The following is an 18789-nucleotide window of genomic DNA, read 5'->3' on the forward strand; positions in this document are numbered from 1 at the left end:
ATACCTCTTGGTAAAACATCGGGTTATAGGGAAATCCATATCTGGTCGAGTGCGGTTTACGATTTACCGTAGCGCGCCTTCGCCTCATGCATGCACAACTCCTTGGCATCACCGGCCAAGGCATCACATTTAACCTTTGCCACCGAGTACTCAGCGTCACGCTTGTCTGCCGCTGCGTCTTTGCGAGCATCGGTCGCTTTTTCATTTGCTTTCATATGCGCCTCAGAGGACTCTTCGTTGGCTTTCATATGTGCTTCGCCTGCCTGTTCATGGCCTTTCGCTTGCGCGTGGGCGGATTTATCGTTAGCTAACTCTTTCGCCGCGGAGACCTTCATTTGCGCCTTGGCATCGGCCTTGGCAGTTATCGCAGCAGCCTCTGCCTCTTCCAGGCAAACATCTTTCAGGTTGCCAGCCTGGTCATCGCATTTTTCCTTGGCTACCGCATAAGCGGCTTCTGCTTTGGCGACGTGTACTTTGTAATGGGAGCTCGTTGTAGGTTTATAGCTGGCGTCAAGATCGGCCAGCGCGATCTTTTCCTTACCCTTGGCTTCGGCGATGCATATATCTTTTGCGTTGCCAGAAAATGTGTCGCAGCTTGCCGTGGCGGATTTGTATTCAGCCACGATACGGTTCTTGCTAACCTGGTAGTCGTCCTTAGACATGCTTTGGGCTATCGCGCCGGCGCTGAACGCGAGGCTGATTGTGGCGGCGATTGCAGTGCTGTGTAGTTTTCTCATGGTAATTCCTTTATGTGGTGAGGCAGGCGCTGCTGCGTTGGTGAAAGGTGACGTCATGCACGGTGGATTGTTGTATACAGTACACAGTCTGCTCAGGCCAGGCTGGGGTCAATCGGGTTATGGAGGTCTTTGTTGAACTGTTCGAATCTCTTGATCTGTTTCTCGGCCTCATCCTGAGTGATGCCATAGACTTCCTGAAGCTTGCCAGCCAACTGAACACGCTTTCCGGCAATTACATCGAGGTGATCGTCGGTAAGTTTGCCCCATCGTGTTTGCACCTTGCCCTGGAACTGCTTCCAGTTGCCCTCAACAATGTCCCAATTCATATCCATCTCCTGCTCGAAACCTTCCAGGACAGCCTAGTTAAAAAGCCAGGTGCAGTATGTGCGCTGGCGTACACAGGCAACCTTCTTAAGTATCATCCGGTATTCTTGCAGCCCATTTACGGGTTGGCGCGAAGCCTCCGGATCGAGGCGCGGTGGGGGGGGGGGGGATTTAGTGCCGTTTCGGATACAGTGGTTCCAAGTAACCTGGTGAACTCCTCGGCAACCACCGGACGGCTGAAATAGTAGCCTTGTCCCTCGTCACAGCCCTGAGACCGGAGGAATGCGAGCTGCTCTCGTGTTTCCACGCCCTCCGCAATGACCCGTTGCTTGAGACTCTTGCCCATACTGATCACTGCGCTGACGATAGTGGCATCGTCTGGATCGCTGGTGATGTCGCGCACGAACGACTGGTCGATCTTCAGGGCGTCGATTGGAAACCGCCTCAGATAGCTTAAGCTGGAATAACCGGTGCCAAAGTCATCGACCGTAAGCTGCACTCCCATGGCCTTGAGGGCCTGGAGCACGGCGTTAGTGGACTCGGCATCCTGCATGAGGACGCTTTCGGTCAGTTCGAGCTCGAGATAGCGTGGCTCCAGGCGAGTATCTTCCAGGGCCGCGCGCACGCTTTCGAGAAAATCCCTGGCCCGGAACTCTACTGCGGAGATGTTGACCGCCACGGGCACCGGTCGCAGGCCGGCATCCAGCCAGGCGCGGGCTTGCCTGCATACTTCGCGTAGAACCCATCGGCCGATCGGTAGAATAAGGCCACAGTCTTCGGCGATGGGCACGAACTGCGCAGGAGGGACGAGTCCCCGGTCTGGATGATGCCAGCGTATAAGCGCTTCGGCGCCGGTAATCGCGCCTGTTTCAAGATTTACTTTCGATTGGTAATGCAGCACAAACTCCTGCCGCTCCAGGGCTCGGCGCAGACCGCCTTCCAGGGATTGCCGCTCGACAGCGCGGGTGTTCATGTCCTGCGTGAAGAACTGGTAATTGTCACGCCCATTTTCCTTGGCGTGGTACATGGCGGTATCCGCGCTCTGGAGGAGGGTTTCCGCATCCTGACCGTCATCGGGGTAAATGCCGATACCAATGCTCACAGTGACATGGAGATCGTGCTGAGCGATGTCATACGGTGCTGTTAGCGCAGCGAGTACCTTTTCCGCACTGCGGGCCGCATCTTTGGCGTGCTCGACTTTTGAAAGCAGTATCACGAATTCATCCCCGCCCTGGCGGCTTACGGTGTCCGAGCTGCGTACACACGCCGCCAGGCGTTCTGCAACCGACTGCAGCAGGTAGTCGCCGATCGCATGACCCAGGGAATCGTTGATGTGTTTGAAGCGATCCAAATCCAGAAACAACACCGCGAGCTGGGTGCCATGACGCTGGGCTAACGCGATCGCCTGGATAAGCCGGTCATTCAGCAGCAACCGGTTAGGCAAATCGGTGAGCAAGTCGTGTTGGGCCAAATGGGACATCTTGAGTACCATCGCCCGTGCCTGGCTCGCATCGTGGAAAACCATCACGGCGCCGATAACCCGCCCGCCCCGGTCGTGGATGGGGGCGGCGGAATCCTCGATGGCAGATTCAGATCCATTGCGTGCGATCAGCAAGCAGTTCGCGCTGAGGCTCACGGTTTTATTTTGCCGGATGGCCAGCTCCATGGGATCCTGCACGGGTTTGCGTGTCTCAGCGTCGATGATTTGAAACACTTCAGCAAGGGGCCGACCGGATGCTTCCTCGCGAGACCAGCCGGTCATTTTTTCCGCGACCAGATTGAGGTAGGTGACGTTGCCCTCGATGTCAGTGCTGAGTACGGCGTCACCGATGGAGTTGAGTGTGACCTGGGCGCGCTCCCTTTCCGCGAACAACGTCTCTTCCGCCGCCTTGCGCCCGATGACGTAACGTAAGGCCCGGGGCAACCAGTAGCTGTCGAGGTGGTTCTTTAGAATATAATCTTGTGCTCCCTGCCTTACGGCTTGGCTGGCGATGTCTTCATGATCCAGTCCGCTGAGAATCAGGATTGGGACGTGGGGCGCGGCCAGGAACAGCTTGTCGAATGTATCAATACCCTGGTTGTCGGGCAGGAACAGATCGAGCAAGATTACCCCGATGCCTCCCTTGCTCAGTCGATCAAGACCATCGGAGAGTTGTCTAACCCATTCAAAATCGAAGAAGCCATCTCGCGCGTCAGCGAGCGCCTCCTTGATCAAGTCGGCATCGGCGGTATCGTCCCCGATGAGAAGCACCTTATCGTTCATGTTAATTTATGAACATCCGCAGCTGGAATTCGCTGTTACGGTGGAATGCGGAGGCCATTCACGATCAGGCCATGTTTTACCCTGCCCGCTGGTTAAGCGGGGCGATTGATGTCGCGCTGGCGTTTTTGCCAGTCGGATATCTGCTTCTCGACCTCGTCTTTTGAGATACCATACGTTTCCTGTATCTTGCCGACGAGCTGATCGCGGTTTCCTGCGATCACGTCGAGCTGGTCGTCGGTAAGCATGCCCCAGCGCTCCTTGACGCTGCCCTTGATTTGCTTCCAGCTGCCTTCAATTTGATCCCAGTTCATTTCCATCTCCTGTATGTGTAACCTAATGGACGGGCATGCTGACCAGGAACTTTGGCCTTGCCGGCATCCCGGCTCTGTACATGTTTTCAATCAATGCCAGCGGATGCCGGCTACGCAGTCAAGGACTAGTAGCGATTACCGTGCGCATCGTAACGGTAGCCGTAGTCATTCCCGTAAGAGCGTGACACGCGGTTGTTCTCGACACGAACGCGATCCCCGACCTGCAAGTCGTTTATGCTGTCCTGCGTCACAGTTTGATAATTCCCGCTATCGAATCTGACTCGTATGTGGTATGCATCCCGGGTCTGATTACTCTTTTCAATCTCGTGCCCGACCACAGCGCCACCCACCGCGCCGACCACCGTCGCCGCAGTTTTACCGCTACCACCACCCACTTGGCTGCCAAGCACGCCGCCGACGACGCCGCCGATGACGGTGCCCATGCCAATCTCGTTACCACTGCTCCGAGTTGTCTCTATAGATTTAATTACCCCATAACCGCTGGACTGGGTGCTGGTGGGGTATGATTGGGATGTCTCGCTCCGGGGATTAGTATTGGCGCAGCCACCCGCAAGGGCGGCGGCCAGACACGTTGCAATGACTATTGGCATTTTTGTCAGTTTCATAAAAAATCCTCATACTTGGAAATAGAGCTGTTACCGTAATCGCAAAACCAAACGCAGTCGGTACGGTGACGCACATAAGTCTATGGCTCGTCACAGTGAGCGTATGAGAACTGCAAGCGGGTAAAAAAAGTGCGGCGAACCGCACTCTAAGGGAGAGAACTGCCTAGCCGTTACCTGCTGCCTGCTGTGTGGAAAAATAAGGTTGCATCAAATCCTCTGCCGTATCTGTACGCTGCCGCACATAGAGCGGTTATCCTGCAAGTCAGGTGGCCTGCAATCGGCATCATTCGCTGAATCAGGAACTGTGCCGCTGCTTGCTGCCCAGCCTCGACGGCCTGCACCCTGATGCGAGGGCAGCCTGATCTGTTTCAAATCTTCATTTTCTGGGTAATCTCACGATCAGAACTGCCGACCACGCAGAATTGCAGTTGTGTACGCTATGTGTGGCAGCGTACAGAGTCGGCCAGTATTCGGCGTATCCTGAGCTAAGCTCTGAGAAAGCCATCCGTGACGTTTCTCAGCATGCACTAATCATAGTTGCCAATGATTGATTAGGCTTGCCAGACTGCTCACGGTAGCGTGCGCAGTTTTTCTATACACATTAAGGAGATATCACCATGAAATATTCAATATTATTTGCAGCATGTATAGCGGTACTTGGATTGAGCGCATGTGAAAGGGCGGATGTGGTCGTGGTCCCGGGAGCGGCAGTTGAGGGCCCCGCAGGACCGCAAGGCGCAACGGGCATGCAAGGCAATGAAGGGAGCAAAGGAGACACTGGCTCACAAGGTGATGAAGGCCTGCAGGGGGAAACCGGAAACACTGGCGGTGACACCTACCTGATTGTTCCGGCTCCGGCCGAGTAGCAGTAGTGCGTGGGGCGGCGACGATAGTCTCGCTATCCGCGAGACGCATCCCTCCGGGAATCGTCTGCTTGCCGCCGAGCCCGGAATGACTGTTAACATTTCTTTGCGGGCCCAGGCAAGTCAGAGTTAGTTTTCGCCGATTATGGAGATGCCCTTATATTACTGAACATCTACAGCTGGAATTCGCTGTTACGGCGGAATTCTGGGGCATTCACGATTATCCTGTGTTTTCCCGTGCCCTCTGGTTAATCGGGGAGATTAAGCTCGCGCTGGCGTTTTTTCCAGTCGGAGCCTTTCTTCTCGACCTCGTCTGTTGATATCCCATACGTTTCCTGGATATTGCGACGAGCCGATCTTGATTTCCTCCATGATGTCGAACTGGTCGTCGGTAAGCATGCCCCATAGCTGCTTAACGTTGCCCTTGATTTCTTGCCCCAGTTCAACTCATTGCAGCTGATTGAGAATTGTTGGCAGCGGAACTCAACTGCTCCTGGTCAGTACCGGCTTGTACTGGGTAGCGAGTGGGTTGTCTCGATGATTGGAAGCAGTTGGAAATGGCGGAGATAAGCAGGCGCAGCACGCGCGTTTACGCGGCTGTTTGGTGCGCGCGCACCTGCGCAGTTTGCTTCCAGCCTCAGCCCCGCCGCCGTGCGGCTTCATAGAGGGGCATAACGGTCGGCAACAGTGACTCGATCTCCCGGACACGGGTTGAGCCTGCCGGGTGGTTGCTCAGAAATATGGGAGGGCCCCCGCCGCTGTTTGCATTGATCATTTTCCGCCACAAGGTAATTCCGGCCCGCAGGTCGTAGCCGGCACGTGCCGTAAGCTCCAGACCAATGCGATCTGCTTCGCTTTCATCGGCGCGATCATCGCCACCGCGTTGCTGGCTAGCGTCGGCGATCCACAGCAGTTCAAGAATGGCCGGCAGTTCGCTGCCTGGCTCGGGTTGACACCCCGGCAATACACAACCGGCGGTAAAATCCGGTTGGGCCGGATCACCAAAAGGGTGATGCCTATCTGCGCACGCTCTTGATCCACGGCACCCGTGCCGTGTTGGCCAACCTGAAAGACAAGTCAGATCGAATCAGCATGTGATTGCGTGCACTAATCGAACAGCGCAGTTACAAACGAGCGACGGTCGCGCTGGCGGCCAAGAACGCCCGCACCCTCTGTGGGCGCTGATGGTTCGCGGTGAATCGTATCAACTGAAAGAGGTCTAGTTACAGCGTTGATGTAAGCAAAGCGGTAGCCAACCGAGTCACTGCAACGGCAATCGATGACTAGAGAAGGGCAAGACCCGGGTGGAAGAGCCTGTTTAGCTTAAGGGTCCACAAAGACCGTCTAACGAATCAGGCATTCACCTCGCGCAGCATCATCATGGCCAGGGCGCATGCTCACTAACAGGCCGAATGTAGAGCCGCAGTCTGACGCCTGAACTGGATTTGATCGCAGTTGCTTGACACAGGGGGAGTCCATGTAGAAAAGCTGAATGATAGTGCTGTGAAAATTCGGAAAGCAGGCATGGCGTTAGATTTCTGTGGCACCTTTGCCTTGTCCTGCAAGCGGTTCTGAAGACAAATTCCCGTTATGGGGAGGCAGAGCCCCTCCGGCTACCTTAATACGGCAAAGGTGGAAGTGGCTGCTACAGGCCGTATGATGATGGACCTCACGGCATCGCCGCATGGGGCATGACCGAATTGTCATGCCCCACCTTGGCCTTACTTACTTGCGTCGGAGGTCATTTTTGACAGATACCACACCCTTGACCTGGCGCGCAACCTCGGCCGCCTTGCTAATGTCGGCACTGTCATGGACGAAGCCACTTAACTGAACTACACCCTTGAAGGTTTCAACGTTGATCTCGGCCGACTTCAGTGAAGGTTCATTGAAAACTGCTGCCTTCACTTTGGTGGTAATGACGGTATCGTCAATATACTCTGCAGTGCCCTCATGTTTCGCAGTGGAAACACAACCCACGGCAGTGGCCAGCATAAGGGCAAGGATAAAAGCAGACATGTATTTAAGTTGTTTCATAGTGAAGTTCTCCCTGTAAAGTAAATATGACTCTAAAAACTCGCGCCATCCCTCCCCGCCGTTGGACGATCGTGCAGCCTGGGGTGAATCGCTTGCACCTCTGACCGTAGCGGTGATTGTCCCCCCTCCACTTCAGGGTGCTCTGTGCGCTGGCGCACACATATGGCAAAATTCATAGACTTTAAGGGTATTGCATGTATGCCCTTGGTTTGGCTATATTGGCAACAGCACCCTACTGAAGCTCGGAAGATCGCCCATGTCGACCATCTCGCAGAGCCCCAACCAAAATCATATTATCGCCGCGCTGCCCACGGCCGAATTCGAGCGACTGGCCCCCCATCTGGAACTGGTCGCGATGCCGCTCGGCGAGGTCCTCTACGAATCCGGAGGCAAGTTGTCGCACGTCTATTTTCCCGCGACCGCCATCGTGTCTCTGCAGTACATCATGGAGAGTGGGGCATCAGCCGAAATCGCAGGGGTAGGTAATGAGGGCATACTCGGCATTTCGCTTTTCATGGGGGGCGAAACCACGCCCAGCCGGGCTGTTGTGCAGACTGCGGGCTACGGCTACCGGCTGAAGGCGCAGTTGATGATGCAGGAATTCAATCGCGCCGGGCTGATGCTGGGCTTGTTGTTGCGGTACACCCAGGCGCTGATTACACAGATGGCACAGACTGCAGTGTGCAACCGGCACCATTCGGTGGAGCAGCAACTGTGCCGCTGGCTGTTGTTAACCCTCGATCGATTGCCCTCGAATGAGCTGACCATCACGCAGGAATTGATTGCCGGCATGCTCGGCGTGCGCCGTGAAGGCGTCACGGAGGCTGTTGGTAAATTACAGCACGCTGGTTTTATTGGTCATCGCCGCGGCCATATCACAATACTTGACCGCTCGGGACTTGAAACCCACGTTTGCGAGTGCTACAGCGTGGTCAAGAGAGAATTCCATCGCTTGCTCTGCGATGTACAAAACCGCCAGGACATTTAAAACACCTTTGCTGAATGTGCGCCAGCGCACAGAGGGCGGCTTCAGCAGCAGGGGACTATAGCCATAAGGCGTATCCGTACCAATCACCACTATCTTGCAGTGGTAGCACGGGCTGGATGCTTCCTGCAGGATCTGCAACCCCTTAATGATAATATACGTATGTGCCTGTCAAAATTGGAGTATAAGTTAAGCTGCATCAGCAGCTAGTTCTTCTGTGCTTTTCCCGCGACCCCGACCCCGGCCGCGTGATCCGCCTCCAGATCAGTTCACGCTTTTCACGGAGGAGGGTCGACCATGTTCGGAAAAAACCGCGATTCAACCCTGCCAGACAGCGACGCCGGTACAGTGGAGGTTCAACGTCAGCAGGCGCTGCTCAAAACGGGGGCGTTACAGAACGCGATTCTCAACAGCGCCAACTTCTCGATTATTGCCACCGACGAGAAAGGCATCATTCAATTATTCAATATCGGCGCCGAGCGCATGCTGGGCTATATGGCCGCCGAAGTCGTGAACAAGATCAACCCCAGCGACATTCATGATCCGCACGAGGTCAAGGCGCGCGCTCAAGCCTTGAGCCACGAGCTTGCCACCACGATTACGCCGGGCTTCGAGGCATTGGCCTTCAAGGCTTCGCGCGGGATCGAAGACAGCTATGATTTGACCTATATCTGCAAGGATGGCAGCCGCTTTCCGGCGATCGTGTCGATCACGGCGCTACGCGATGATTATAATGAAATTATCGGCTACCTGTTGATTGGCGCCGATAATTCCGTGCGCAAGCAGGTGGAAGCAGAGCTGAAAAACGCCATGGCCGTAGCGGAAAAAGCCAACCTCGCGAAATCGGATTTCCTTTCCAGCATGAGTCATGAGCTGCGTTCCCCGCTCAATGCGATTCTCGGTTTCGCCCAATTGATGGAGTCCGGCTCGCCGCCGCCAACGCCCACCCAAAAGGCCAGCATCGACCAGATTCTCAAGGCGGGATGGTATCTGCTGGAGCTGATTAACGAGATCCTCGATCTCGCGCTGATCGAGTCCGGCAAACTGTCACTGTCGCTGGAACCCATGTCGCTGGCCGACGTCATGCTCGAATGTCAGGCCATGATCGAACCGCAGGCGAAAAAAAGCGGCATCCGCATGAGTTTCCCCAAGCTCGAAATCGCTTATTTTGTTAAGGCCGACCGAACCCGGGTGAAGCAGGTGCTTATCAATCTGATCTCCAACGCGATCAAATACAACCGCGCGGGCGGGGCGGTCGAAGTGACGTGCAGCGCGAGCAGCTCGGAACGCATACGCATCAGTGTGCAGGATACCGGCGAAGGATTGTCACCCGAAAAACGCGCACAACTGTTCCAGCCGTTCAATCGTCTCGGACAAGAGGCCAGCGCCGAGGAGGGCACCGGCATCGGCCTGGTGGTGAGCAAGCGGCTGGTCGAGTTGATGGGGGGCGAAATCGGCGCGGAAAGCACCGTCGGGGTAGGCAGTGTATTCTGGATCGAACTGAACCTGGCGGCTGAACCACAACATGCCGCCGGCGCAGCCGAACCGCTTGCACCGATTCAAGCGCATGTTCGCCATGGCGCGCCGCTGCGTACCCTGCTGTATGTAGAAGACAACCAGGCCAACCTGACTCTGGTAGAGCAACTCATCGCGCGCCGTCCAGATATACGTTTGCTGGCTGCGGGGGATGGCACGCGTGGCATTGCGCTGGCGCGCACCTATCAGCCGGAGGCGATTCTGATGGACATCAATCTGCCCGGCATCAGCGGTATCCAGGCGCTGAAAATCCTGCGCGCAGACCCGGCCACGGCGCACATCCCCATCGTGGCCCTCAGTGCCAATGCCATGCCGCGCGATATCAAGAAAGGCCTGGAGGCAGGATTCTTCCGCTATCTCACCAAGCCTATCAAGGTCGACGAGTTCATGGAGGCACTGGACGTGGCGCTGGAATTTGCGGAAACGGGATTGGTCAACGCACATGAAACCGGAAAAATACGATGATTAGCGAACAGGAAATTCTTAACGCCAGCATTCTGATTGTGGACGATCAGGAAGCTAATATCAGATTGCTTGAGCAAATGCTGTCTGGCGCCGGCTATACTTGCGTTGCATCTACAATGAATCCGCGTGAGGTTTGCGGGCTGCATCGCAAAAACCGCTACGACCTGATTTTGCTCGATCTGCAGATGCCCGGCATGGATGGTTTCCAGGTGCTGGCAGGCCTGAAGGAAATCGAAACGGACGGTTACCTTCCGGTGCTTGTGATCACCGCCCAACCAGGCCACAAGCTGCAGGCGCTCACCGCCGGTGCGAAGGATTTTGTCAGCAAACCGTTTGATCTGGTTGAAGTACAGACGCGTATCCATAACATGCTGGAAGTGCGGCTGTTGTACAGGAAACTCGAGAATCATAACAAGGCGCTGGAACAGGCAGTGCTGGAACGCACCGCCGAACTGCGGGAAAGCGAAGCGCGCTTTCGCCGCCTGACCGAGTTGTCGTCCGACTGGTATTGGGAGCAGGACGAAAACGGGCATTTCACCAAGATTTTCGGCCCGGTGCTTGAAATGCTCGGCATCCGCGTCGACGACGCACTGGGCAACGCAAGGGAAGATCGAGGCGCACGCTGGAATGAAGATGAGCGAAAAATACTGGAAGCGAACCTGGCCGCCAGACGGCCCTTCCTGGATTTCGTCTACAGCCGAATCAGCTCCGACGGCTCGCAGCAATATTTGATGGTGAGCGGGGAACCGATGTACGACACGCTTGGCAACTTTACCGGCTACCGCGGGATCGGAAAGGACGTTACCGAAAGTATGCACCCCGACACCGATGGTGTTCCTCGAGGCACCGCTGCCTGAACTTTTCTTCATTGGAGTGGAGTTAGCCCGCGTCGTTGATGAATCAGGTGAAGATTAATTTCACCCGCCCAGCTTCTTTTCAGTTGTCGAACTGCCTCCGCGCATCCGGCGTGCGGTGCTTCAAGAGACTAACATCACAGTCAACTTTTGAATCCCCCTGCCAGCCGGGGGCCATTACCTCTTTCGCCTTATGTACGCCAGCGCACAGAATACCTTCGGCAGAAGAGGTACAAATGCGGCAAGTACATACAATACAGTTAACGAACAGAAGGATATCGCAATGATGAATACTAAGAGGCTTACCGTCGCAGCCGCAGGTGTCATGCTCGCGGCATTTGCGCTGGGCGCCACTGCCGCACCCGGCAATATGGATAACCACCCAAACAAGGCCGGGCACGAGCAGGGGGCGACTAATCCCCGCATGCATGATAATGACGGCAACGAGCACCGGGGCCAGAACGGCAGTTGGGACAATGAAAACAGCAACCGGCAGTCCGACCCCGACTCTACCCGCGGCCTGGAACGTGCGGAACAACGCCACGCTGAAAAGGCTGACGAGCATGCGCGGTCTGGAAAGGAACACCACTGGTACGATTTCCTCTTAGGCAGGGATGATGATAACCGCAAGGACAAGGACACCGCCAAGCAGGGGCCACGCTGGTGGTGGCCGTTCAACTGATGTCGCATTTCCCCCACCCCAGGAGAGACACTATGCATCCGAACTTCCCGAAGACCGCACTCACTGTTGCGCTACTGGGAGTGCTGTCGCTCGCCGGTTGCGCCACTTACACCGGCCAGACCACCGCACCCGACGACCCTAACCGGACACGCACCGGTGCGCTGATCGGCGCCGGTCTCGGCGCGGTCGCTGGCCTGTTGAGCGGCGACGATGCCACCGAGCGCCGTCAGCACGCACTCATCGGCGCGGGTGTCGGCGCACTTGCTGGCGGCGCCATCGGCGTCTATCAGGATCGCCAGGAAGCTGAGCTACGCCAGCGCATGGCCGGCACTGGCGTCGAGGTCGTGCGCCAGGGCGACAACATCACCCTGAACATGCCGGGCGCCATCACCTTCGACTTCGACCGCTCCGACATCAAGCCGGAGTTCCGGCCGGTACTCGACAACGTTGCCCGCACCCTTACCGAATTCAACCAGACCATCGTCGAGGTCGCCGGCCACACAGACAGCGTTGGCTCGGATGCCTACAACCAGTCCCTGTCCGAGCGCCGCGCTAATGCAGTGGCGGGCTTCCTCGGTTCGCGCGGCGTCATGCATCAGCGCATGATTGTCGTCGGTGCCGGTGAGAGTCGCCCGATAGCCAGCAATAACACAGAGGCCGGCCGCGCGCAGAACCGCCGCGTCGAGATCACCCTGGTGCCAGTGCGTCAATAAGTACCGCAAGCAACACGCGTAGCCGGGTTCGGCTATAAATGTAGGGGGCCGCGCAAGCGGCCCCCTACATTGGACTTGCCGTTGCATCGTGAGTCCTTGCACGATACGTAATAAGTCCATGATGGACTGCACTCGCGTCTATGCTCACAATCGGCCGCGCTCGCACATTCACTGCACACAGAGGGATTTTACCAGCGCCAGTCTAGTCTGGTACATCAGCTTGCAGGCAAGGTTTCCAAGCCAGAAAAATCTTCCGGCAAACGGGAAAACAAGAGATAGCTTGGGGCTGCGGGTAGGAGTGGATAGTGAATACGACCCAGCTACGTTCGCACTTACGAAAAAGGGACTACGTTTTCGTAACCCCTTGATTAAATGGCGCGCCCGGAGAGATTCGAACTCCCGACCGCCTGGTTCGTAGCCAGGTACTCTATCCAACTGAGCTACGGGCGCGTAAGTGTAAAACTGAACTGCCCATTTTAACGACTTTCCAGGGCTTCGTCTCTAACTTTGGATGCGAAGATGGCGGAGAGAGAGGGATTCGAACCCTCGATGGAGTTTTAAGCCCCATACTCCCTTAGCAGGGGAGCGCCTTCGACCACTCGGCCATCTCTCCATGATGCTGGCGTATTATACCTGTCTGCGCGTGCAAATTCGCCTATCCCTGATCCCCATCGGGCAGAACAGCCTCCTTGCGTGGCGTGTCATTGTGGATGCGCTCATAAATTTCCTGGCGGTGCACGGTAATGTCTTTGGGCGCATTGACGCCGATACGTACCTGATTGCCCTTGAGCCCCAGCACCGTCACCGTGACTTGACTCCCGATCATCAGGGTTTCCCCTACGCGCCGCGTCAAAATAAGCATCGTCTGACTCCTTGTGTCAAGTCCGTCTGCCTGAGTGCTGCCGGTATTTTTGTGCTGGCGGCACGCTGTTGTTCTGCTGTTAGGCTGGGGTGCCCTGCTCGAGGTTGAAGGCCTTGTGCAGTGCACGCACGGCAAGTTCCAGATATTTTTCATCAATCACCACCGAAATCTTGATTTCGGAGGTGGAGATCATGCGGATGTTGATGCCTTCAACGGCCAGGGTCTGGAACATCTGGCTGGCAATTCCGGCATGCGAGCGCATGCCGACACCGATGATCGATACCTTGATGATGCGGTTATCGCCCTGTACCTCGCGTGCGCCCATTTCCTTTGCGGTTTTCCTTACGGTATCAAGCGCCTTGTCGTAGTCATTGCGGTGTACGGTAAAGGTGAAGTCGGTGAGGCCATGATCCCCCACATTTTGCACGATCATGTCCACTTCAATATTGGCTGCGGCGATGGGGCCGAGTATGCGGTGGGCGATGCCCGGCTGGTCGGGTACACCGGCCACGGTAATCTTGGCCTCGTCGCGGTTGGCGGTAACACCGGAAATCAGGGCTTGTTCCATATTGGCTTCCTCATTGGTGATCAAGGTGCCAGTGCCCTCCTCGAACGAGGACAATACACGCAAGGGCACGTTATATTTTCCAGCAAACTCCACCGAGCGGATCTGCAATACCTTGGCGCCGAGGCTGGCCATCTCCAGCATTTCCTCGAAGGTAATGCGCTCCAGGCGGCGCGCCTTGGGTTCGATGCGCGGATCGGTGGTATAGACGCCGTCCACATCGGTGTAAATCTGGCACTCATCGGCCTTGAGCGCGGCAGCCAGCGCGACGGCGGTGGTATCCGAGCCGCCACGTCCGAGGGTGGTGATGTTGTCATGCTCGTCCACACCCTGAAAGCCTGCCACCACGACCACGCGACCGGTCTTCAGGTCGCTCAGGATGCGCTCGGCGCCGATGTTCATGATGCGCGCCTTGGTGTGCGCGCTGTCGGTGCGAATACAGACCTGGGCGCCGGTATAGGAGCGTGCCTGGCAACCGCGTTTGGCGAGTGCGATGCTGAGCAGTGCGATCGTGACCTGCTCGCCGGTTGCAAGCAGCACATCCAGTTCGCGCTCATTGGGGCGTGGATCCAGCTCCTTGGCAAGTTTGACGAGGCGATCGGTTTCGCCGCTCATGGCGGATACCACGACCACTACTTCGTGGCCCTGCGCCCGGGATGCCATGACCTTCTCGGCGACATGCGCAATGCGCTCAGGACTGCCGACGGAGGTACCGCCAAATTTCTGTACGATTAATGCCATGTGCGTGTGCGCTATGCTTAACCGAGTTGCTTGCGCACCCAGCTACTTACGGATTTCAGTGCGCTATCCAGTGCGGCGGGATTGGTGCCGCCTGCCTGTGCCATGTCGGCGCGGCCACCACCCTTGCCGCCCACCTGGCTAGCAACCAGGTTGACGAGTTCGCCTGCCTTGATGCGCTGGCTGTAATCGGCGGTGACGCCCGCGACCAGACTGACTTTGCCGTCAGCAACGGCTGCCAGTACCACTGCGGCAGAGCCCAGCTTGTTCTTGAGTTGATCGACCGTGTCACGCAGCGACTTCGAGTCCGCACCATCGAGTCGAGCTGCCAGTACCTTGATGCCGTTGATCTGTTCTGCCTGGTCGGCGATATCTGAGCCCTGCACGCTGGCAAATTTTGCCTTGAGGTGTTCCAGCTCCTTTTCCAGCCTGCGCGACTTGTCGAGTAATTGCCGCAGTTTGTCCTCTGCCGTGTCATGGCCAGCCTTGAGCAGGCCGGCAATCTCGGACAGGCGGCGCTCGGTTTCCTTGATCCAGGCCAGCGCCCGGGTTCCAGTGACCGCCTCGATGCGCCGTACGCCAGAGGCCACTCCGCCTTCGGCGATGATTTTGAACAGGCCGATGTCGCCACTGCGGCGCACATGGGTGCCGCCACACAGTTCGGTAGAGAAGTCGGCAAAGCGCAGCACGCGCACCTGGTCGCTGTATTTTTCGCCAAACAGGGCCATGGCACCGCTTTTCATCGCATCGTCCCGCGCCATAATGCGGGTTTCGGCCTCGTGATTGGCGCAGATGTGTGCATTCACCAGGCGCTCGATGTCATGAATCTGCGCCTGGGTCAGGGGCTCAGAATGGGAGAAATCGAAACGCAGCCGCTCCGGGCCCACCAGCGAACCTTTTTGCGTCACGTGGTCACCGAGTATGCGGCGCAGGGCGGCGTGCATCAGGTGAGTGGCGGAGTGGTTGAGCATGGTGGCCTGACGTGTTTCGGCATTGACGTGGGCGCTGACCGTGTCGCCGCTGTATACCCGTCCGGATTTGACGCTGCCGAAGTGGCCGTGCGCTGCCCCCTGCTTGCGCGTGTCACTGACCTCAAACAACATGTCCTTGTTGCGCAGAATGCCGCGATCACCGACCTGCCCACCGGATTCGGCGTAGAACGGTGTACGGTCGAGTATCACCATGCCGGTTTCGCCGGCGTTCAGTTCCGACACCGTGGCGCCCTCGCGGTAAATGGCGAGCACGCGGCCCGCACCATTCAGCGCTTCATAGCCGGTGAATTCGGTATCGGCGTCTATCTCAATTTTATCGGTATAGTCGACTTCAAAATGGCTCGCGGCGCGCGCCCGCGTGCGCTGCTCCTCCATGGCCAGCTCGAAGCCTGCCATGTCCAGTGTCAACCCGCGCTCGCGTGCGATATCAGCGGTGAGGTCAACCGGGAAGCCGTAGGTATCATAGAGGCGGAACACGATCTCGCCGCCAATGACGCTGCCGCTCATGCGGGCGATGTCCTGCTCCAGAATGTGCAAGCCTTGTTCAAGGGTTTCGGCAAAACGCTCTTCTTCCTGGCGCAACACGCGTTCGATACGCTCGCGGTTCTTGGGCAGGTCGGGGTAGGCGGCCCCCATTTCCTTGACCAGTGGCGCAACGAGTTTGTGGAAAAACGATTCTTTCAGCCCCAGCTTGCTGCCATGACGCAATGCACGACGGATAATGCGGCGCAGCACGTAACCGCGCCCCTCATTGGCGGGGGTGACACCGTCCAGTACCAAGAATGAGCAGGCGCGGATATGATCGCTGATGACGCGCAATGAGCTGTTGTTGAGGTCGCTTACACCCGCGAGCTTTGCCGCCGCCTGCATCAGGCTCTGAAACAGGTCGATCTCGTAGTTGCTGTGTACGCCCTGCATGACGGCGGCCAACCGTTCCAGTCCCATGCCGGTATCGACCGAGGGGTGGGGCAGTGGGTTGAGTGTGCCGTCGGCGCTGCGCTCGTACTGCATGAACACCAGATTCCAGATCTCCACGTAGCGATCACCGTCCGCGTCCGGACTGCCCGGTGGGCCGCCTGCAATGTGTGCTCCGTGGTCATAAAATATTTCCGAGCACGGCCCACACGGGCCGGTGTCGCCCATGGACCAGAAGTTATCTTTTTCCCCGCAGCGCGAGAAGCGCTGCGGGTCAATTTTCATTTCCTTGAGCCAGATGTCGGCCGCTTCGTTGTCCTGCTCATATACCGTCACCCAGAGTCTTTCAGGCGCCAGCTTCAGTACGCCGGTGAGAAACTCCCATGCGTAACGAATCGCATCATGCTTGAAGTAGTCGCCGAAGCTGAAGTTGCCGAGCATCTCGAAACAAGTATGGTGGCGAGCGGTGTAACCCACTTGCTCGAGGTCGTTGTGTTTGCCGCCTGCGCGCAGGCAGCGCTGGCTGCTGACCGCGCGCTTGCAGGCGCGCTGGTCGAGGCCAAGAAAGACCTCCTTGAACTGCACCATGCCGGCATTGGTGAACAGCAGGGTGGGGTCGTTGGCGGGCACCAGCGGGCTGCTCGCCACGACTTCGTGGCCGAGATTATGGAAGTAGTCAAGGAAGCTCTGGCGTAATTCGGTGCTGCTGTTTTTCACGTTACTGTCCGTGTGTAGTGAGTTCATGTCCCGTACCTTGCCGTGAAGAAAGCACGGGGTGTCAAGGGGTGGGCGCCACGCTTGCCGAGGCTACCTGTCCGTTTTGCAGTGCGCAGTCAGTTCACTTCCCAACTGTCATCGTCTTTCAAAACCCTGCCTATCTGTTCGTGGGTGAACCCGCGCGCCGCGAGAAAACGGGTTTGCCGTGCGCGCTCTGCCAGGCTGGCAGGCAGTGGGCGCCCAAAGCGCTTACGCCGTGCTGCTGCTGCGCGCTCGCGCCAGACCGGATCGTTGCTGTGTACGTGCTGCGCAATCAACCCCTTGTCGATACCACGCTCACGCAATGCCGCTGCGATATGCAAAGGGCCGTAGCCTCTGGCCGTGCGTGCGTGCACATACATCTCGGTAAAGCGCCCGTCGCTCAGCAGTTTATCATGGACAAGGGCGCTTATTGCGGTGTCGATATCTGCGGCAGTGTGCCCCTTGTCCAGTAGTTTGCGGCGCAGCTCATGCGTGCTGTGTTCGCGCCGGGCAAGGAGATCCAGGGCCTTGGTGAGGGTCTCAGTCTTCAACCTCGACCGCTTCCTGTACGGCGGGCACCTTCACGAGCAGTTTGGCGCGGATTTTGGCTTCAATTTCCCGCGCGGTATCCGGGTGCTCTTTGAGATAGTTGCGCACGTTGTCTTTGCCCTGGCCGATACGATTACCGTCATAGCTGTACCAGGTGCCGGCTTTGTCGACGATGCCGGTCTGGTTGCCAAGCTCGATCAGTTCGCCTTCGCGCGAGATGCCTTCGCCGTAGTAGATTTCAAATTCCGCCTGTTTGAAGGGCGGCGCCACTTTGTTTTTGACCACCTTTACCCGGGTCTCGCTGCCTACGACTTCATCGCCTTTCTTGATGGCGCCGATGCGGCGAATGTCGAGTCGCACCGAGGCATAAAACTTGAGGGCATTGCCGCCGGTGGTGGTTTCGGGGTTGCCGAACATGACGCCGATCTTCATGCGGATCTGGTTGATGAAAATGACCATGGTATTGGAGCGCTTGATGTTGCCAGTGAGCTTGCGCAACGCCTGCGACATGAGGCGCGCCTGCAGGCCCATGTGGGAGTCACCCATTTCGCCTTCGATCTCGGCCTTAGGCGTGAGCGCGGCGACCGAGTCCACCACCACGATGTCCACCGCGCCGGAGCGCACCAGCATGTCGGTGATTTCCAGTGCCTGTTCGCCGGTGTCGGGTTGCGACACCAGCAGGTCGTCCACATTGACGCCCAGCTTCTGCGCGTACTGCGGGTCGAGCGCGTGCTCGGCGTCGACAAACGCCGCAGTGCCGCCCAGTTTCTGGGCCTCGGCGATGACTTGCAGGGTGAGGGTGGTCTTGCCGGAGGACTCCGGGCCATAGATTTCAACTACGCGCCCGCGCGGCAGGCCACCGATGCCAAGCGCTATATCGAGTCCGAGCGAGCCGGTGGAAATGGTCTCCACGTCGCGTACCACGCCAGCATCGCCCATGCGCATGACGGCGCCCTTGCCATACTGCTTTTCGATCTGCCCTAGCGCTGCGCTCAAGGCCTTTTTCTTGTTGTCTTCCATAGCTTTACTCCATT

At 57.3% G+C, this 18789-nt stretch carries 16 protein-coding genes, 2 tRNA genes and 2 pseudogenes; 6 read left to right on the forward strand and 14 right to left on the reverse strand.

Annotation, left to right across the window (positions count from 1 at the left end; genetic code table 11):
* Positions 1 to 56 precede the first annotated feature (56 nt).
* The 6 genes and pseudogenes from Q8L89_02330 to Q8L89_02355 all read right to left on the reverse strand — a co-directional run bounded on the left by Q8L89_02330 (position 57) and on the right by Q8L89_02355 (position 5992).
* The gene (locus Q8L89_02330) at positions 57 to 737 is read right to left on the reverse strand and encodes a hypothetical protein (protein ID MDP1707896.1); all 681 of its coding nucleotides are present in this window, start codon (positions 735 to 737) and stop codon (positions 57 to 59) included.
* Between the two features lie 92 nt (positions 738 to 829).
* Positions 830 to 1063, reverse strand: coding sequence for a CsbD family protein (locus Q8L89_02335; protein MDP1707897.1), 234 nt, complete (start codon positions 1061 to 1063; stop codon positions 830 to 832).
* 116 nt (positions 1064 to 1179) lie between these two features.
* Positions 1180 to 3324, reverse strand: coding sequence for an EAL domain-containing protein (locus tag Q8L89_02340; protein MDP1707898.1), 2145 nt, complete (start codon positions 3322 to 3324; stop codon positions 1180 to 1182).
* A gap of 92 nt (positions 3325 to 3416) precedes the next feature.
* Positions 3417 to 3635 (reverse strand): CsbD family protein, encoded by a 219-nt coding sequence (locus Q8L89_02345; protein ID MDP1707899.1) that lies wholly within the window; start codon positions 3633 to 3635, stop codon positions 3417 to 3419.
* Positions 3636 to 3760: 125 nt separating this feature from the next.
* Positions 3761 to 4261: a glycine zipper 2TM domain-containing protein gene (locus Q8L89_02350; protein MDP1707900.1), complete on the reverse strand. Its 501-nt coding sequence runs from the start codon at positions 4259 to 4261 to the stop codon at positions 3761 to 3763.
* Positions 4262 to 5761: 1500 nt separating this feature from the next.
* Positions 5762 to 5992 (reverse strand): annotated as a pseudogene (locus Q8L89_02355) (M48 family metalloprotease).
* A gap of 6 nt (positions 5993 to 5998) precedes the next feature.
* On the opposite strand from Q8L89_02355, the pseudogene Q8L89_02360 reads away from it, so the two are divergent.
* Positions 5999 to 6309, forward strand: a pseudogene (locus tag Q8L89_02360) (transposase).
* 540 nt (positions 6310 to 6849) lie between these two features.
* Here the strand turns inward: Q8L89_02360 and Q8L89_02365 are convergent.
* Positions 6850 to 7161 (reverse strand): BON domain-containing protein, encoded by a 312-nt coding sequence (locus Q8L89_02365; GenBank protein MDP1707901.1) that lies wholly within the window; start codon positions 7159 to 7161, stop codon positions 6850 to 6852.
* Between the two features lie 256 nt (positions 7162 to 7417).
* Here Q8L89_02365 and Q8L89_02370 point away from each other — a divergent pair, with 256 nt between their 5' ends.
* The 5 genes from Q8L89_02370 to Q8L89_02390 all read left to right on the forward strand — a co-directional run bounded on the left by Q8L89_02370 (position 7418) and on the right by Q8L89_02390 (position 12396).
* A complete protein-coding gene (locus Q8L89_02370) occupies positions 7418 to 8149 on the forward strand; it encodes a Crp/Fnr family transcriptional regulator (protein MDP1707902.1) in 732 nt (243 codons plus the stop codon).
* A 294-nt stretch (positions 8150 to 8443) separates the two neighbouring features.
* Positions 8444 to 10147 carry an ATP-binding protein gene (locus tag Q8L89_02375; protein ID MDP1707903.1) on the forward strand — a complete coding sequence of 568 codons (1704 nt, stop codon included), beginning with the start codon at positions 8444 to 8446 and terminating at the stop codon, positions 10145 to 10147.
* Positions 10144 to 11004 (forward strand): response regulator, encoded by an 861-nt coding sequence (locus Q8L89_02380; GenBank protein MDP1707904.1) that lies wholly within the window; start codon positions 10144 to 10146, stop codon positions 11002 to 11004. Before Q8L89_02375 ends, Q8L89_02380 begins: the two co-directional genes overlap by 4 nt.
* A 280-nt stretch (positions 11005 to 11284) precedes the next feature.
* The gene (locus tag Q8L89_02385) at positions 11285 to 11683 is read left to right on the forward strand and encodes a hypothetical protein (protein MDP1707905.1); all 399 of its coding nucleotides are present in this window, start codon (positions 11285 to 11287) and stop codon (positions 11681 to 11683) included.
* 32 nt (positions 11684 to 11715) lie between these two features.
* Positions 11716 to 12396 (forward strand): OmpA family protein, encoded by a 681-nt coding sequence (locus Q8L89_02390; GenBank protein ID MDP1707906.1) that lies wholly within the window; start codon positions 11716 to 11718, stop codon positions 12394 to 12396.
* A gap of 373 nt (positions 12397 to 12769) precedes the next feature.
* Here the strand turns inward: Q8L89_02390 and Q8L89_02395 are convergent.
* The 7 genes from Q8L89_02395 to recA all read right to left on the reverse strand — a co-directional run bounded on the left by Q8L89_02395 (position 12770) and on the right by recA (position 18775).
* Positions 12770 to 12846: transfer RNA gene (locus Q8L89_02395), tRNA-Arg, on the reverse strand.
* A 70-nt stretch (positions 12847 to 12916) separates the two neighbouring features.
* Positions 12917 to 13009 (reverse strand) — tRNA-Ser (locus Q8L89_02400).
* 42 nt (positions 13010 to 13051) lie between these two features.
* Positions 13052 to 13258, reverse strand: a complete 207-nt coding sequence (gene csrA / locus Q8L89_02405; protein MDP1707907.1) for a carbon storage regulator CsrA — start codon at positions 13256 to 13258, stop codon at positions 13052 to 13054.
* Between the two features lie 79 nt (positions 13259 to 13337).
* Complete coding sequence (locus Q8L89_02410) at positions 13338 to 14564, reverse strand: aspartate kinase (protein MDP1707908.1); 1227 nt, start codon at positions 14562 to 14564, stop codon at positions 13338 to 13340.
* A 17-nt stretch (positions 14565 to 14581) separates the two neighbouring features.
* Positions 14582 to 17212 (reverse strand): alanine--tRNA ligase, encoded by a 2631-nt coding sequence (gene alaS, locus Q8L89_02415; protein MDP1707909.1) that lies wholly within the window; start codon positions 17210 to 17212, stop codon positions 14582 to 14584.
* A gap of 89 nt (positions 17213 to 17301) precedes the next feature.
* The gene (locus tag Q8L89_02420; protein ID MDP1707910.1) at positions 17302 to 17757 is read right to left on the reverse strand and encodes a regulatory protein RecX; all 456 of its coding nucleotides are present in this window, start codon (positions 17755 to 17757) and stop codon (positions 17302 to 17304) included.
* Positions 17747 to 18775, reverse strand: a complete 1029-nt coding sequence (gene recA, locus Q8L89_02425) for a recombinase RecA (protein MDP1707911.1) — start codon at positions 18773 to 18775, stop codon at positions 17747 to 17749. Before recA ends, Q8L89_02420 begins: the two co-directional genes overlap by 11 nt.
* Between the last annotated feature and the right edge of the window lie 14 nt (positions 18776 to 18789).

The organism is Gammaproteobacteria bacterium, assembly GCA_030680605.1.
In the GTDB taxonomy this organism is placed as follows: Bacteria; Pseudomonadota; Gammaproteobacteria; order SURF-13; family SURF-13; genus JAQBXX01.

What these genes read in the sequence shown, in the direction of transcription:
- Q8L89_02375 (MDP1707903.1), top strand. Translation starts at nt 8,444, where the DNA reads ATGTTCGGAAAAAACCGCGATTCAACCCTGCCAGACAGCGACGCCGGT.
- Q8L89_02350 (MDP1707900.1), bottom strand. Translation starts at nt 4,261, where the DNA reads ATGAAACTGACAAAAATGCCAATAGTCATTGCAACGTGTCTGGCCGCC.
- Q8L89_02365 (MDP1707901.1), bottom strand. Translation starts at nt 7,161, where the DNA reads ATGAAACAACTTAAATACATGTCTGCTTTTATCCTTGCCCTTATGCTG.
- Q8L89_02390 (MDP1707906.1), top strand. Translation starts at nt 11,716, where the DNA reads ATGCATCCGAACTTCCCGAAGACCGCACTCACTGTTGCGCTACTGGGA.
- Q8L89_02330 (MDP1707896.1), bottom strand. Translation starts at nt 737, where the DNA reads ATGAGAAAACTACACAGCACTGCAATCGCCGCCACAATCAGCCTCGCG.
- Q8L89_02340 (MDP1707898.1), bottom strand. Translation starts at nt 3,324, where the DNA reads ATGAACGATAAGGTGCTTCTCATCGGGGACGATACCGCCGATGCCGAC.
- Q8L89_02345 (MDP1707899.1), bottom strand. Translation starts at nt 3,635, where the DNA reads ATGAACTGGGATCAAATTGAAGGCAGCTGGAAGCAAATCAAGGGCAGC.
- Q8L89_02380 (MDP1707904.1), top strand. Translation starts at nt 10,144, where the DNA reads ATGATTAGCGAACAGGAAATTCTTAACGCCAGCATTCTGATTGTGGAC.
- recA (MDP1707911.1), bottom strand. Translation starts at nt 18,775, where the DNA reads ATGGAAGACAACAAGAAAAAGGCCTTGAGCGCAGCGCTAGGGCAGATC.
- Q8L89_02385 (MDP1707905.1), top strand. Translation starts at nt 11,285, where the DNA reads ATGATGAATACTAAGAGGCTTACCGTCGCAGCCGCAGGTGTCATGCTC.
- Q8L89_02335 (MDP1707897.1), bottom strand. Translation starts at nt 1,063, where the DNA reads ATGAATTGGGACATTGTTGAGGGCAACTGGAAGCAGTTCCAGGGCAAG.
- Q8L89_02410 (MDP1707908.1), bottom strand. Translation starts at nt 14,564, where the DNA reads ATGGCATTAATCGTACAGAAATTTGGCGGTACCTCCGTCGGCAGTCCT.
- csrA (MDP1707907.1), bottom strand. Translation starts at nt 13,258, where the DNA reads ATGCTTATTTTGACGCGGCGCGTAGGGGAAACCCTGATGATCGGGAGT.
- Q8L89_02370 (MDP1707902.1), top strand. Translation starts at nt 7,418, where the DNA reads ATGTCGACCATCTCGCAGAGCCCCAACCAAAATCATATTATCGCCGCG.
- alaS (MDP1707909.1), bottom strand. Translation starts at nt 17,212, where the DNA reads ATGAACTCACTACACACGGACAGTAACGTGAAAAACAGCAGCACCGAA.